Here is a 15,477-nt window from a genome sequence, read left to right as displayed (position 1 = left end):
AGGAATAATCCCGGCGTGCACAGCATCCTCGCTGTCAATCAAAGAAATCCCACGCCTCCACAAACAAAACCTGTGGAGACACGAGGGTATCAACATATCTGGCGTTGACTTTTGGCACGCTGTTGAGTTCTCAAAGAACGGACGCTTCCATCACAACCCTCACAGGCCGCTCCGGGCGCTTCCCTCTCGGTAAACCCGACACTATCAGATCCGAATTCCCGATCCGAACGGACCGGATTTCCATCCCTGAATCCCCTGCCGGGAGGGGCCGTCTTCCGACGCGGCCGCCACATTAGAGGAACTCCCCCAGCACCTCAAAATCGAGACGCCATACAACCCGCACCGAACTGATTTCCGCACACAGACGCACGAAAAACAGCCCCGCAGGGCGGGGGGAACACTTCAGTAGAGACTGCCTTCGGAAGGCAAGAGCGTCGCCTCAGAAGCCGAGAGGCTCCGTGGCAACCCGGAGAACACTACGGATCGGCGCGAGCCGTGTCAACTTGCTGCTGCGGCCGGCTCACCGGCCATCAGTCCAGGTCGGTGAGCCGGCCGCCGGCATCGGGCTGCGCGTCCTCCACGCGGCGCAGCAGGCGTGTGAGCAACTCGCCCAGGAGGGTCCGTTCGACCTTGGTGAGATCTTGGAGCAGCTCCTCCTCGAACACCGAGGCCTTGCGCATCACTTGGATCCACTTCTCACGACCCTCGTCGGTGAGGCCGATGATGACCCGCACCCGGTTCTCCGGGTCCCGCTCCCTGGTCACGAGTCCCTGAGCGAGCATGCGGTCGATCCGGTGCGTCATGGCAGCGGGTGTCAGGCCCAGGCGTTTGGCGATGGTGCCGGGTGACAGCTGGTACGGCGTGCCCGCCATCACGAGTTCCTTGAGGACTTCCCACTCGGCGTGGCCGAGGCCGAGGATGCCGAGTTGGCGCCCGTACGCGACGTTCATCCGCCGGTCCAGGCGGCTGAGCGCGTTGACCACCTTCTCCACCTGCGGGTCCAAGTCGCGGTACTCGCGCTGGTAGATGGCGATCTGCTCGTCGAGGGTGGGCTGTCGCTCCGGCACTGGGGGCATGGGCCGGGAGTATTCCATGTGAAGTCGTTCGACATGAACCCTTGCCTTGTGTAGTCTTTAGCTTCGAACTTTAACTTTGAAGTCTCCTCGCTGGTCGAGGACTTGATCAGAGGTAGGTGAGTGTGACCAGGGCGATGGGTGCTGTGCTGCGCCGGATCCAGTTCGGGAACGCCCTCGCGGCGTTCGGCAACGGCTTCACCGCGCCGTTCCTGTTTGTGTACGCGTCACGGGTGCGAGGCCTGGGCGACGGGGCTGCAGGCGCCGTGCTAGCGGTGTTCGCCGTGGTCGCGCTCGTCGTGCTGCCCTTCACCGGGCGGGTGATCGACCGACGGGGTCCGATGCCCGTGGCCCTCGTCGGCTCCGGCTTCGGCATGGTCGGTGCGCTGGGGTTCGGCATATCGGAGAGCGCGACGTCCGCGCTGGCTTCGTCGGCCCTCATGGGCGCGGGGGTGGCCGTCCTGCAGCCCGCACTCGCGACCATGATCGTCTCGTGCTCGACGACCGTGACTCGTTCACGCGCTTTCGCCACGCAGTTCTTCCTGAACAACCTCGGCCTGGGCGCCGGTGGACTTCTCGGAGGGCTGCTGGTCGACGAGCAGCGGCCTGCAACGTTCACGTTGCTGTTCGTCGTAGAGGCCGCCATGTTCGTCGTACTTGCGACGGTGCTGGCGACTGTCCGGCTCCCTCGTCCCCGGACGGGTGAGACCGGCGTCCACCGAACAGCGGCGAGCGAGACGGCGGTTGGCGGATGGTCGGTACTCCTGCGCGACCGGCCGATGGTGCTTCTGTGCGTGCTCGGCTTCGTGCTGTTCTTCGCCTGCTACGGACAGTTCGAGTCGGGGTTGTCGGCATACGCAGTGGAGGTCACGCGAATATCGACGGCGACGCTGGGCGTCGCCCTCGCAGCGAACACCGCGGTGATCGTCCTGGCACAGTTCGTGGTGCTGCGGCTGGTCGAGCGGCACCGGCGGAGCCGGGTCATCGCTCTGGTGGGGGTCATATGGGCCGTGGCCTGGGTGGCCGCCGGTGCCTCCGGCCTCGTTCACGGGACGCAGGCGACCGCGACGGCTTTGCTCATCACGACGTATGCGCTTTTCGGAGTCGGCGAGACGATGCTTTCGCCGACGGTTGCTCCCCTGGTGGCCGACTTGGCGCCGAGGCGGCTCGTGGGCCAGTACAACTCGGCGTTCGCGCTGGTGAAGCAACTGGCACTCGCGGTGGGCCCCGCGGTTGGCGGGCTGCTGGCCGCCACGGGTGCGTACGGGGTCTACATCGTGATGCTGGTGGGGTGTTCGCTGTTGGTGAGCGCGCTGGCGCTGTGGCTGGGCCGGCGCTTGTCCGCCGCGCAGGACCGGCCGTACCGGTCCGTCGTGGTGGCGGGCGGCAGCGCCCAGCCGCACACGTCCGTTGCGGGGAGGGACGTTGCCGCAGAGCCCGCAACTGTGGAGCGGTCGGCGTCGGTTTCGATCGGCGTGGGCTGAAGAGATGCCCGGCAGCACACTCCGCAAGTACGTGCGAAGCAGGTGAACGCGAACAACCACTGAGGAGGTGATCGGAAGGCGGGCCTCTCAACACCCCACTTTCGGGGCTGCGTCACGCCGTGGGGAGGGTGAACTCGCACCACACCGACTTGCCTCCTCCGGGGGTCCTTCTCGAACCCCATGCCGAGGCGATGGTGGCGACGATGGAAATGCCGCGTCCCGCCTCGTCAGCGGCATCGGCAGCACGCCTTTGGGGCAGGTGCTCGTCGCCGTCGGTGACCTCGACGATGAGACGCCGGTCCGTGCGTCGCAGACGCAGACGCATCGGCGGAACGCCGTGCTGGAGGGAGTTGGCGACGAGTTCGCTGGCGGCCAATACGCCGAGGTCGTGCAGTTCGGTGGGGAAGCGCCACGAGGTGAGCACACCGGAGGCGAAAGCCCGGGCGCGGGGGGCTGCTTCGGTGCCGCCGAGCAGGTCAAGGGCGGCGTTGTGGAAAAGCTCGGCGTCGTGGCCCGTACGGGCGGGGTGATGGAGGACGAGGACTGCGACGTCGTCATCGTGTTCGGCCGTGATGCCGAGTGAGCGCAACAGGCGGTCGCAGACGATGTCGGGCGAGCCGGTGGCGCCCGCGAAGGCTCGCTCCAGCTTGGAGATTCCGGCGTCGATGTCGGCGTCTCGCCGTTCCACGAGGCCGTCGGTGTAGAGGACGGCCGAGCCTCCGGGCGGGAGCGGCAGCGAGCTGGAGGCGTGTACCCAGCCGCCCGTGCCCAGCGGAGGGCCGGTCGGCTCGGGGGCGCGCTGAACCGTACCGTCCATGTCGCGCACGATGATCGGTGGATGACCCGCTGAGGCATAGTGCAAAAGCCCCTCGTTGGGATCATGCACGGCGTATACGCAGGTGGCGATCTGGCTGGGGTCGATCTCGGCGGCCAGCCCGTCCAGCAACTGCAGGACCTCGTGCGGTGGCAGATCGAGACGGGCGTATGCACGTACGGCTGTGCGGAGTTGGCCCATGACGGCGGCGGCGCGCACGCCGCGGCCCATGACGTCGCCGATGACGAGGGCCGTGCGGCCTGCGCCGAGGGTGATGACGTCGTACCAGTCCCCGCCGACTGCTGCTTCCGTACCGCCCGGCTGGTACGTGGCGGCGACCCGCAGATCGTCCGGCTGCTCCAGTTCCTGGGGCAGCAGGCTGCGCTGAAGCGTGACGGCGGCCTCACGCTGACGGCGTTCGCTGGCGCGCAGCCGCTCGGCGGCCTCGACCTGGTCGGTGACTTCCGCGGCGAAGATCAGCACACCGTTCTCGCCGTCGGCCGTGATCGGCGTGCAGGTGAAGGTGTAGAAGGCGTCCCGGCTGTCACGCGCGTCGGCCGAGCGCGGAACGCGGCGCGACTTGACGGTGCGGGGCTTGCCGCTGCGCAGCACCTGGTCCATCAGAGGGAGGAGACCGAGTTCGACGAGTTCGGGAAGGGCGTCGCGGGCCGTGTCGCCCTGCGTACGGGAGCCGAAGACGGCGATGTAGGCGTCGTTGACGTATGCGATGCGGTGATCGGCGCCGTGTACGACGGCAGCCAGGGCGGGGACCTGGCCGAGCAGGTCGTGCACGGACAGGGCGTCGATGCTGCGGGTGACGTGTGCGCTGGAGGCACCCGTGACTCCGGCCCCGGGTGCCTCGCTGCTCGTACGGGCGGCGGTGGAGGAAGTGGACGCAGCGGACGCGGCCGCTCGGGTGGCCGGGCGGGCGGGATCCGTTCCGTCCACGGTCGCGGCGTCGCGGCGCTCGGCCCGCGCCGCCGGGACGTTGCCGGCACTCCCCGATACGGCGTCGTCGGCGACCGGGTCGGAACCGTCGCTGTCACCCCCGGCACCGTCCGCGGCGCTCTCCGTCGTCTCATGCGCCTGCGCTGCTGTCGCCCTCGCTGCCTGCGCTGCCGAATTGCGTCGCTGTGTGCCGGGCAGTCGGGCGCTCCAGCGCGTGAAAATCACGGTCGTCCGATTCCTCGTGTCGTTCGGAAAGACGGCTCCCCGCTCGGCCGTCGTGCTGGTCACTGTGTGCGGATGCGAGCCCACTCATGGTCACACGCTCCGCAGGGTGCGCGGCGCAGACATTGGATCATGCACCGGCGGCCCGTCGGTTCACCCGGCGTCCCCCGGGAGTCGGCTACCCCGAGCCGTCCCGGGAAGAGCACGCTTTCGTGCTCTCAGTCGTCCTCGTGGCGACGGGTGCCGCCCGCCGCGAGTTCGAACTCGGCGCGGGGATGTTCGAGTGAACCGAGTGAGACGATCTCGCGCTTGAAGAGTCCCGCCAAGGTCCATTCGGCGAGAACCCGTGCCTTTCTGTTGATCGTCGGGACGCGGCTGAGGTGGTAGGCGCGGTGCATGAACCACGCCGGGTAGCCCTTCAGCTTGCGTCCGTAGACGTGCGCGACGCCCTTGTGCAGTCCGAGTGAAGCGACGGAGCCCGCGTAGGCGTGACGGTAGTCGGTGGCGGGCGCGCCGCGCAGGGTCGCCGCGATGTTGTCCGCAAGCCGTCTGGCCTGCCGTACGGCGTGCTGGGCGTTGGGGGCGCACAGGGCGCCCTTCTCGCCCTTCTCCTCGGCGAGGAGGTCGGGTACGGCGGCCGCGTCCCCGGCGGCCCATGCGTTGTCGACGCCGTCGATGCGCAGCTGAGCGGTGCACTTGAGTCTGCCGCGCCCGTTGAGCGGCATGCCGGCAGCGGCGATCACGGGATTCGGCTTGACGCCCGCGGTCCACACGAGGGTGCGTGTGGGGTGGCGGGAGCCGTCGCTGAGTACGGCGACCCGGTCCTCGCAGGAGTCCAGGCGGGTGTCGAGGCGTACGTCGATGTTCCGGGAGCGCAGTTCGCGCAGTGCGTATGTGCCCATTTCCTCCCCGACCTCCGGGAGGATCTTTCCGGAGGCCTCGACGAGCAGGAACTTCATCTCCTCGGCCCGGACGTTGTGGTAGTAGCGGCACGCGTAGCGGGCCATGTCCTCCAGTTCGCCCAGGGCCTCGACTCCGGCATAGCCCCCGCCGACGAAGACGAAGGTGAGGGCGGCGTCGCGGACTTCGGGGTTGCGGGTGGACGAGGCGATGTCGAGCTGTTCGAGCACGTGGTTGCGGAGGCCGATGGCTTCCTCGACGGTTTTGAAACCGATGCCGTGCTCTGCGAGACCGGGGACGGGAAGGGTGCGCGAGACGGAGCCGGGCGCCAGTACGAGCTCGGTGTAGGGGATCTCGACGGCATCGGTGCCCTCTTCCTCGGTGGCGAGGGTCTTGACGTGGGCGACGCGCCGTTCGTGGTCGATGGAGACGGCCTCGCCGACGACGAGCCGGCAGTCACGAAGGACTCTGCGCAGAGGCACCACCACATGACGGGGCGAGATCGAGCCGGCGGCCGCTTCCGGAAGGAAGGGCTGGTAGGTCATGTAGGGCTCGGGGTCGACCACGACGATCTCGACGCCGTCGGCGCCGGGGGATCCTGGGGATCCGGGGGTCTTGGAGCTCCTGGCGGGGGCGGAGGAACCGTTGGAACCGTTCGCCGTTCGCCTGAGGTGGTGTTTCAGCTTCTGCTGAAGTCGCAGGGCCGTGTACATGCCCACATATCCGCCGCCGATCACGAGAATGCGCGCGGGGCCGTTCATTGCCTTCGTCACCAGTCCATGACGCACCCGCGACCGGGGGTTTGTCCACAGGCTCAAAGAATTGAGTGACTGGCGGAGAGTGCGCGTCCGCTTCTCTCGGAGGTCTCCTCGCGGTGCCGTCATAGCAGGTCAGAAATGGAATGAGGGGTGGCGCCGAGGGGTGCGAGCGGGTGGGTGCGGGAGCTCTTCCAGCCACCCCCGGCCGTCCACGACAACGCCCTCTTCTCTCTTGACCACAGCTCAACTATGTTCGTGGTCGTCGGAGACGCGGTACTTGAGGACCACGGTGTCGGCGTCACCGACCGCGACAGCGTGAGGGTCTCCGGGGGGAGACTTGATGACCGGGGGAACATTGATGCGTATTCAGGGTATTCACGGCTCTGCTTCCGTTGCTGCTGCCATGTCGGCGGCTCCGGAGAACGGGAGCCAGGGGGCAGGCAGGTCCGGCGAGGGATTCGGCCGGGACGACAGAACGACCAGCGCGAACACGGCCGGCGGGGCCCAGCAGTCCGTGGCGGCCCCGCGCCCCACTCCGCTGAGGGTGGACGCACAGAGAAATCTGGAACATGTGCTGCGCGCAGCCCGCGAGGTCTTCGGTGAGCTGGGCTACGGCGCGCCCATGGAGGACGTCGCCCGGCGGGCCCGGGTCGGCGTGGGAACCGTCTACCGGCGCTTCCCGAGCAAGGAGGTACTGGTCCGGCGGATCGCAGCGGAGGAGACCTCGCGGCTCACCGAGCAGGCGCGCACCGCCCTTGGCCAGGAGCACGAACCGTGGTCGGCCCTTTCGCGCTTTCTGCGCACGTCGGTCGCCTCCGGGGCCGGCCGTCTGCTGCCGCCGCAGATACTGCGCGCGGACGGCTGGGGCGGCGACGGAGCCGTCGCGGACGGCAGTTCGGCGCGGCTGCCGCAGCAGCGGCAGGCGGCGTACGGGCAGGAGGGGCAGGGCGGACTGAGACTGGTCGAGGACGGCACATCCGTGGGCTCCGCACCGCAGGGGCAGGCGGGGCAGGGCGGTGACGGCCTCGACGGCTTCGAGGACGACTCCGGCTGTGCGGAATTGCTCAGCGTGGTCGGCCAGATGGTTCAACGCACCCGGGATGCGGGGGAGTTGCGCGACGACGTGACGGTCGGCGATGTGCTGCTGGTGATAGCCACCGCGGCCCCCTCGCTGCCGGATGCGGCGCAGCAGGCTGCGGCCTCGAGGCGGTTGCTCGACATACTCCTGGAAGGGTTGCGCCCGCGGCCGTAACGCCCACGGCCGTAGGCACGAGTGCGAGGACGGAAGGACGGCCGCGCACGCCGAAGGTTCGTCCGTTTGGGCCCCGTTCGGAGTCCGAACGGAGTCCGAACGGAGGATTCGACGGGCGGCTGACTCTCGATGAGCGGCCCGGGCCTCCAGGACCGACCGGTTCGCGAGGGCAGCTTGGTCGGGCGTGTGCGCGCCGGGCTCCGGTGCGTACCGCAGTCACCGGTCGGCAGACGCGCCTGCCGACGGCCGGTCGGGTCCCAACCGGCGGCGCTGCCTCCTTCGTCCGGTGCCTTCCTTCGTCCGGTTCGTCCGGTGCCGTGCACAGCACCGGCTCAGCCGAGTCCGGGTGTGCGGGGCCGTACGGGGGTGGACTGGACGATCGAGGTCGTGGTCTGCCCGTACAGAAGGAACCTGTCGAGAACTTCCTCGAAGGAGCCGACGTCCGCCGCATGGACCTTGACCAGAAAGCAGTCCTCGCCGGTGATGCGGTGACACTCGCTGACCTGCGGCAGGCTCTGTGCGAGTTCGGCGATCTTCGGCAGCTGGCCGGGCCCGGGCCGTACGCGCACGAAGGCGGCGACCGGGTATCCGAGCGCCGCCGGGTCCACGTCCAGGCGGTAGCCGCGGATCACGCCGTCCTCCTGCAGCCTTCGCAGGCGGTCCCGGGCGGTCGGTACCGAGACCTCGATCCGGCGGGCCAGCTCGGCGGTCGGCAGGCGTGGGTCGGCGTCGAGTTCGGTCAGGATTGCCCTGTCCACAGCATCCATCTTCATCATCGCAAAAGTGAGGGGTGATTTTCGGAGCGGATCAGAAACCGTTTCATGGCCAGGTTTGCATATTCGGCATGGTTTTGCGCATTCATGCTTGCAATCGTGTCAGGCATGGTCAATGTGTCGCGCTTTCGTCGAGCTGTGGTGGGTGCCGGTTCCACCGCCGGAAGGGGTGTGACTCCGTCCGGGAGCCGTTCCGCGACGGTAAGGGCGGCCGACCGTCTGCCGCCGCCCGCGTACTTCGTGACCAGCGCCGTCTTCCACTACCTCGGGCCGGCTTTCGCGGTGCTGCTGTTCGCCCGTATCGAGGTGCTGGGAGTCGCCTGGCTCCGCTGCGCCTCCGCCGCGGTCGTCTTCGCCCTCTGGCGTAGGCCATGGCGGGTGTGGGTCGCCTCCTCGTGGCGGCAACGGCGGCTGCTGCTGGCGCTGGGGAGCGTGCTGGGGCTGATGAACAGCTCGTTCTATCTGTCCCTGGAGCGGCTGCCGTTGGGGACGGTGGGAGCGATCGAGTTCCTCGGGCCGGTGGTGCTCGCCGTGGCCGGGCTCCGCTCGGCACGCAACGCGGGTGCGCTGCTCATGGCCGTCGGCGGTGTCTGGCTGCTCACGGACGTGCATCTCGCGGCCGAACCACTCGGCCTGGCCTTCGCGTTCGGCAACTGTGCGCTGTTCGTGCTCTACGTCGTACTCGGTCACCGGCTGGCCGCTGACGGAGGCGCTTCGGGCATCGACCGTCTCGGTGCGGCGATGCTCGTGGCGATGGCCGTCGTCGCTCCCGTCGGCGTGAGTGGGGCGGCGGACGCGATCACGTCGCCGGTGCTGCTGGCGAGCGCGTTCGGGGTGGGCGTGTCCTCCTCGGTCATCCCCTACGTCTGCGATCAGCTCGCCATGTCACGTCTGCCCCGTGCGACGTTCGCGCTCATGCTCTCGCTGCTGCCGGCGACGGCGTGCCTGATCGGCTTCGTCGTGCTGGCGCAGGTGCCGACGTGGCTCGAACTGACCGGTGTCGCACTGGTCGTTGCCGGAGTGGCCTTGCATCAGGAACGGGCGGCAGGCGCGTCCGCCGTTCGGCCGCCGCCCCCGACGTCCTCCGCGCCGGAGGCATCACAGACCTCTCCCCAGGCATGACACCGGGCACCTCGGCGGTGTGCGGCCCAGCGCGATGGACGGCTCAGCGGGACAGCTGCCTCTGGGGCAGCGACCCGGCGGGTGGGCGGCCCGGCGGGCGGGCGACCCGGCGGAGCGAGCCCTGCCGGAGCGTCACAGCGCGGGCCGCTTCTGGGCGGCGGGGAGCACACCCGAGGCCGCGGCACGCTGCCGGGGCGCGGCGGAACCCGTCCAGCATGTGCCGCGGCGCGAGATGAGCCGTCGCAGCCACAGTTCCGTCGAGACGAGGTCGGCAAGTCCGTCGAGCGGCAGGGGTTCGCCCTGGGAGGCCGCGCGGATGGCCTTCCGTACGACTCTGGCCTCGATGAGCCCGGCGTCGGCAAGCAACGGCGAGTCGAAGAGGTCGATGAGTTCGCCGGCGGCGGTACGCAGACCCGCGCGCACGGAGGCTGCCTGGTACGCGTGGGAAGGGGTGCCCCAGCCCGGCGGGAGGTCGTGGACGCCGGCTCCCGCGAGCACCGCACGCAGCACCGACGCCCGGGCGCCCGGTTTGACGCGCAGCGCCTCGGGGAGGTCCCGGCAGGCCCTGACGACCTGGTTGTCGTAGAAGGGCGCGTGGAGCCGCTGGTTGCGGATCTCGGCGGCCTGTTCGAGCACGCGGTGGTCCGAGGCCTGGCGCGCGAGGGCGGCGCGGGCGCGGCGCTCGCCGGGGCGCTCGACCGTCGGCCGGAGCCGGGCCGCGGCCTCGAGCCGCGCGGAGACCTCGGCGAGCGCCTCCCCCGTCAGCCAGCGCGCCGCCGGACCTGGACGGCACCACGTGAGCGCGGCGACGGAGGATCCCACAGCGCCCTCGCTGCCGTAGCCGCCGGCCCCGCCGAAGACGCCGAGATCGGCAAAACCTTTCCCCGTGTCCGCGGCCGTGTCGTTTCCGGAGCCCGCTCCTGAGCCGCTTCCGGCGCCACGCCCCTGACCGGTGCCGTTCCGTCCGGCGCTGTTGCGTCCGGTCCCGTTCCGGGACGAGCCGCCGGCACGCAGCCGCTCGGCGGTGCTGATGACGCCGTCCCGGTACTGCGTGCGCGCGAGCTTGCGGGCCGCCCTGTAGACCGTCCACGGCACCAGCACCGACCGCCCCGGCGGTACGTCCTCCGCCCGCGCCAACGCCGCTACGGGCCGCAGGAGATGACGTCGGCGGCGGTCCATCAGCAGGTCGGCGAGGCGCGCAGGGTGGGCGTCGATGACCTGGCGGGCGCCGTATCCGACGAAGTGGTCCGAGCTGCCGACGGCCAGCCGCTGACGGTGTCGCCCCGCGACCACCAGAGACGGTCCGGGCTCGTCCGTGAGGGGCCCGTCCAGGTCGGCGTACGGCAGGGCCTCCTCACCTGCCGCGACGACGACATGGTGCAGCCGCGGATTCTCCGCGATGCTGCGCGCACGCTCGAGCTCGGCGGCGGCCGAGCCGTCCGAACCGGTGCTGGTGGCAAGGTCGTTGAAGGTCACCGCGAGCAACCGCGCGCCCCCTTCCGAGCCGTCCAGCGTGCCGTGGACGGTGCCCGGTACGCCGGGCAGCCCCGCGGCCAGGAGCGCGAGGGTGCCGGAGGCCGGTCCGCCGGACAGGTCGGCCCCCACGCCGGGGGCGGGGCCGCCGCGTGCGGCGCGTCTGTCGGCCGGGCCCATGCCGGGGACGGGGCCGGGGTCGCGGCCGTCCATGCCGTTCGCGGCCCGGCCGCCGTTGCGGGCGCGGGAGCCGCCTCGCGGCGAACCGCCGTACCCGGACCCGGAGTTGCCGTAGGCGGTGCGTTCATGGGGATGGGGATGGGGACGCGGGTGGGGATGCGTGTCGCTTCCGTAGGCCTCGTGCAGGTACTCGTCGTGCCCGTGGATACCGCCGGGGCGGACGGTGTCGCTGAACGCCCCCTCGGCGTACGCCCGTTCGCCGTACCCCTCGTCCGCGTAGGCCGCGCCCGGGTAGGAACCGCCGGGGTACGCACCGCCGTTCCCGTACCCGTTCCCGTTGCCGTACGTGCCGCTGTTCCCGTACGTGTCTGTGTTCCCGTACGTGCTGCTGCTCCCGTACCTGTCGCCGGACGCGGCACCGTTGCCGTCGCCGTACCTGTCGCCGTCGCCGTACGCCGCACCGTTGCCGTCGCCGTCGCCGTACGCGCCGCGGCTGCCGGCCACCACATCGCTGCCGTAAGGGCTTTGACTCCCGTACGTGCCATGACTCCCGTACGTGCCGCCGCCCGCTCCGTAGCCGTGTCCCAGGTCGCTCTCCGACGCGTGCCGCGGCGCCGCCATCCGGGCACGTACCGCTTCGACCAGCGCATCGCGCACCCGCGCCACGGCGGTCTCGGGGTCGACGGGCGGAGGGGCGGAGACGACGAGCGACGACGCGGGTTCGTAGCTCGTGATCTCGCGGCTGCCCTCGCGCAGGATCAGCGCATGTCCCGGTGGTACGCGCCGTACCCCTTCGTAGGGGGTGCCGTCCCCGAGCGCCTCGGGAGCGTCGGGGCAGGCGAGCAGCGCGCCGAGATGCCCGACGTCGAGCTGTGCCTCGGTGAGGTCGGCGAGCGGCAGGGCCGCGGTGGCGTAGGCGGTGCCGCCGTCCCACGGAGTGTGGAAGACGGGCCGGGCTCCCGCGAGATCGGCTGCGATGGTGAGCCGGCGGCCGACGTAGGCGACGGCCGTGTAACTGCCGGGCCAGGCGGTCAGATGGCGGTACGCGCCGCCGCGTGCGGCGGACAGGCCCAGGCGCAGCTCTTCGTCGCTGGCGCCGCAACACCCGAAGACGGCAAGGCGGTTGGCGGCGTCGGCCTCGATCACGCGGACCTCGTCCGGACGCCAGTCCCCGACGGCCCAGAGGGGGTCGGGGTCGCTCCAGAGCAACTGAGCGCCCACCGGCTCCAGCGAGCCGGGCGTATACCGTCCGCGTCCAGGAGCGGCGCTGCTCCATCCCACCAACCACCGCATCGCCGCCCGCCTCCGCTGCCTGAGTGACGCCGTCGGGGTGTTCGCGCCCTCCCTGCCTCCGGCGGGGAGGGCCCTTCCCCTGCCTCCGACAGGGATGCCCCATTGCTGCCCTGCGGCCATGTTGCCACGAGACCGGTGCACGAGAGGCGTGAAAGGGGCGCATATCTGGCCTCAACGCGCCGCCTGTGAAGGAGGGTTGCAGGGTTCGTGCGCCGGGTCGCCGAACGGTTCCGGTGGACGGGGGCCGGGCGTCACGGCACGGGCGGAGGGCAGGCATATACCGCTGGCGTCGGCTTGCGGCACCGCACGGCTGACCGATGTTATTCGGCCAAGTATGAGCGCGGGGCAGCCCGTTGACGGGGCTCCGGAGCAGGTTCCGCCGCCCGCGGATTCCTACGCCCCGTGTTCATCGCGCTCGTACGAACGTGCGGAACCGGTACCGGCGCGGACGACGGGTCGGCCCTCTCGGACGCGGCCACGACGCCTCCCTGAGCGAGTCGAAAGGCAGTGAGGTGCCGGCGCAAGCGACGGCGTCCCGGAGCGCCGCGCCGACGTCCCTGCGCGGCGACCGGGATCGTCGACGACGCGCGCACGGAGGCGCCGTGTCCCGAAGGTCGCGGAGGCACAGGCAGCGCAGCAAGACGACGGGAAGAGCCCGGACGGTACGCGCATCAGGCCGGCGGGCGGGCGCCGTCGACACGGAGGAGAGCATCCGGCGGGGGCCGCCGGCCCGGGAAGGCTTCTCCGACTTCCCGGGCCGGACCGCCGCCCGCGGGGAATGGGGCGACGGTTTCCCCCAGCCCGCTGGTCCAGTTCAGCGGGCCGACCCACGCATCTCTCATGGAACCTCCCGCCCGCCCGTCCTCACAGGCGCATGAGCGGGCGCACGACCACACACCGGGAGCACGGGCGCACCCCCGGAAACACCGTTGTCCGACGACTTCTCCACATGGATTTCGGCCGACTCCCTTGTGCCGCAACAGCGTTGGCACGTGCCGCACGCACGTACGCCTGAACGCCCGTACGCCTGTACGCCTGTACGCCTGTACGCGCCCAACGGCGGGCGCGCGCACGCACATCGGGACAAGCAGCGACATACGCGGCCGCACGAGCACACTCACTCCCATGGATTCCGCGGCCTCCCACGCTCCGCCCGGCCGCCGCCCACGGGCCCCTGCACGCCCCCGCCGGCCGAGCGCCGCCGACCGGACATCCGCCCGCCCGCAGGCAGTTGCCAGCCGCCGCATCCGGCGACAGGCAGTACACAACCGCGCGTCGCTCCGTGCCGCCCGGTGCCGCCCTGCGCACGGACACGAATCCCGCCATCCCACCGGGCGCCCCTTAACGGTAGGGATCCGGCGAACTACGCTAAGTCTTCAGTGCGTTCCAGCCGTGGTGCCTGCCGCACAGGTCCGGCGGTCGAGGGACGCATCCCGCGCCTCTCGCGCGGGTAGCAGGTGTCTTGCCGCCGGTTCGCACCGGCCGGCGGGGCGGCCGTCGGTGTGTGTCAGGGGTGTGCGCGCATGTCCAGGGAGCCACGCGGGCCGAATGAGAAACTCGGCACCGTTCTCGCCCTCGCAGGAATCAGCAACGCCGGACTCGCCCGCAGGGTCAACGACTTGGGTGCCCAGCGCGGTCTGACGCTCCGCTACGACAAGACGTCCGTCGCCCGCTGGGTCTCCAAGGGGATGGTCCCGCAGGGTGCCGCGCCGCACCTGATCGCCGCGGCGATCGGCAGCAAGCTCGGCCGCCCGGTGCCGCTGCACGAGATCGGTCTCGCCGACGCCGACCCCGCGCCCGAGGTCGGCCTCGCCTTCCCGCGCGACGTGCGGGCCGCCGTGAAGGCCGCCACCGACCTCTACCGTCTGGATCTGCACGGCGGCCGGCGCGGCGGAGGCGGCATCTGGCAGTCGCTCGCGGGGTCCTTCGCGGTCAGTGCGTACGCGACGCCCGCGTCCCGCTGGCTGATAACCCCGGCAGACAGCTCGGTCGCCCGCGACCCGGAGACCGCCGCCGCGTCGGGCACAGGAGCCGGCCCGGGAGCCGACGGCGCCGCCAACGGCTCTGACGGTGCGGGGGATTCGGAACTCGCGTCGCCGCTGCGCGTCGGGCACACCGACGTCGCGAAGCTGCGCGAGGCCGCCGACGAGGCCCGCCGCTGGGACTCCAAGTACGGCGGCGGCGACTGGCGTTCGTCGATGGTGCCGGAGTGCCTGCGCGTGGACGCGGCACCATTACTCCTCGGCGCGTACACCGACGAGGTCGGCCGTTCCCTCTTCGGCGCGACGTCCGAACTCACGCGCCTCGCAGGCTGGATGGCCTTCGACACGGGGCAGCAGGAGGCCGCACAGCGGTACTACATCCAGGCCCTGCGGCTCGCCCGCGCCGCCGCCGACGTCCCCCTCGGCGGTTACGTACTGGCCTCCATGTCACTCCAGGCGACCTACCGGGGCTTCGCCGACGAGGGCGTCGACCTCGCGCAGGCCGCCGTGGAACGCAACCGCGGCCTGGCCACCGCACGCACCATGAGCTTCTTCCGCCTCGTCGAGGCCCGCGCACACGCCAAGGCAGACGACTCCCACGCCTGCGGCGCCGCCCTGTCCGCCGCGGAGAGCTGGCTGGAGCGGGCGCGTGAAGGCGACGCCGACCCCTCCTGGCTGGACTTCTACTCCTACGACCGCCTCGCGGCAGACGCCGCCGAGTGCTACCGCGATCTGAAGGCACCGCGCCAGGTGCGCCGCTTCACGGAGAAGGCCCTCTCGAAGCCGACTGAGGAGTTCGTACGGTCGCACGGCCTGCGCCTGGTCGTATCGGCCGTCGCCGAACTGGAGTCGGGCAACCTGGACGCTGCGTGCGCGGCCGGCGCCCGCGCGGTCGAGGTGGCGGGCCGCATCTCGTCGGCGCGCACCACCGAGTACGTACGCGACCTGCTGAACCGGCTCGAACCGTACGGGGACGAGCCGCGCGTGGCGGAGCTGAGGGAGCAGGCGCGTCCGCTGCTGGCCGCGCCGGCGTGAGAACGGGCGCCGGGTGCGGGTACCGCCTGAGCGGGTACTGCCTGGGCGGGGGTGGCGCCCGGCAGGGCGCGATGACATCGTGACCTGCGTCGCAGCATGTTGTCAGTGGCGCGGTTCATGATGGATGACGTGCCCGCCCACACGCCCCCGACGGGCAGAACGCACCCG

9 protein-coding genes are annotated in these 15,477 nt (G+C 70.8%); 4 read left to right on the top strand and 5 right to left on the bottom strand.

Annotated features, from left to right (window positions below; all coding sequences use genetic code 11):
• Positions 1-530: 530 nt before the first annotated feature.
• A complete protein-coding gene (locus tag H180DRAFT_RS16800; RefSeq protein WP_055486873.1) occupies positions 531-1,076 on the bottom strand; it encodes a MarR family winged helix-turn-helix transcriptional regulator in 546 nt (181 codons plus the stop codon).
• A 134-nt stretch (positions 1,077-1,210) separates the two neighbouring features.
• Between H180DRAFT_RS16800 and H180DRAFT_RS16795 the strand changes: the two genes are divergently transcribed.
• Positions 1,211-2,557, top strand: a complete 1,347-nt coding sequence (locus H180DRAFT_RS16795; protein ID WP_175437788.1) for an MFS transporter — start codon at positions 1,211-1,213, stop codon at positions 2,555-2,557.
• 112 nt (positions 2,558-2,669) lie between these two features.
• On the opposite strand, the gene H180DRAFT_RS16790 is transcribed toward H180DRAFT_RS16795, so the two are convergent.
• Positions 2,670-4,544 carry an ATP-binding SpoIIE family protein phosphatase gene (locus H180DRAFT_RS16790; protein WP_055486904.1) on the bottom strand — a complete coding sequence of 625 codons (1,875 nt, stop codon included), beginning with the start codon at positions 4,542-4,544 and terminating at the stop codon, positions 2,670-2,672.
• A gap of 215 nt (positions 4,545-4,759) precedes the next feature.
• Positions 4,760-6,202 carry an NAD(P)/FAD-dependent oxidoreductase gene (locus tag H180DRAFT_RS16785; RefSeq protein ID WP_055486871.1) on the bottom strand — a complete coding sequence of 481 codons (1,443 nt, stop codon included), beginning with the start codon at positions 6,200-6,202 and terminating at the stop codon, positions 4,760-4,762.
• A gap of 355 nt (positions 6,203-6,557) precedes the next feature.
• On the opposite strand from H180DRAFT_RS16785, the gene H180DRAFT_RS16780 reads away from it, so the two are divergent.
• A complete protein-coding gene (locus tag H180DRAFT_RS16780; RefSeq protein WP_074466842.1) occupies positions 6,558-7,451 on the top strand; it encodes a TetR/AcrR family transcriptional regulator in 894 nt (297 codons plus the stop codon).
• 332 nt (positions 7,452-7,783) lie between these two features.
• Here H180DRAFT_RS16780 and H180DRAFT_RS16775 read toward each other — a convergent pair whose 3' ends face one another.
• Complete coding sequence (locus H180DRAFT_RS16775; RefSeq protein WP_055486902.1) at positions 7,784-8,218, bottom strand: Lrp/AsnC family transcriptional regulator; 435 nt, start codon at positions 8,216-8,218, stop codon at positions 7,784-7,786.
• A 177-nt stretch (positions 8,219-8,395) separates the two neighbouring features.
• Between H180DRAFT_RS16775 and H180DRAFT_RS16770 the strand changes: the two genes are divergently transcribed.
• Positions 8,396-9,346: an EamA family transporter gene (locus H180DRAFT_RS16770; RefSeq protein WP_055486870.1), complete on the top strand. Its 951-nt coding sequence runs from the start codon at positions 8,396-8,398 to the stop codon at positions 9,344-9,346.
• 132 nt (positions 9,347-9,478) lie between these two features.
• Here H180DRAFT_RS16770 and H180DRAFT_RS30475 read toward each other — a convergent pair whose 3' ends face one another.
• Positions 9,479-12,292, bottom strand: coding sequence for an asparagine synthase-related protein (locus H180DRAFT_RS30475; protein WP_254666050.1), 2,814 nt, complete (start codon positions 12,290-12,292; stop codon positions 9,479-9,481).
• A gap of 1,523 nt (positions 12,293-13,815) precedes the next feature.
• Between H180DRAFT_RS30475 and H180DRAFT_RS16755 the strand changes: the two genes are divergently transcribed.
• The gene (locus H180DRAFT_RS16755; protein ID WP_055486869.1) at positions 13,816-15,309 is read left to right on the top strand and encodes an NsdA family TPR-like regulatory protein; all 1,494 of its coding nucleotides are present in this window, start codon (positions 13,816-13,818) and stop codon (positions 15,307-15,309) included.
• The last annotated feature ends 168 nt before the right edge of the window (positions 15,310-15,477 follow it).

The organism is Streptomyces sp. WMMB 322 (assembly GCF_900090145.1).
Taxonomy (GTDB): domain Bacteria; phylum Actinomycetota; class Actinomycetes; order Streptomycetales; family Streptomycetaceae; genus Streptomyces.
This window is presented reverse-complemented; position numbering and strand designations above follow the sequence as displayed.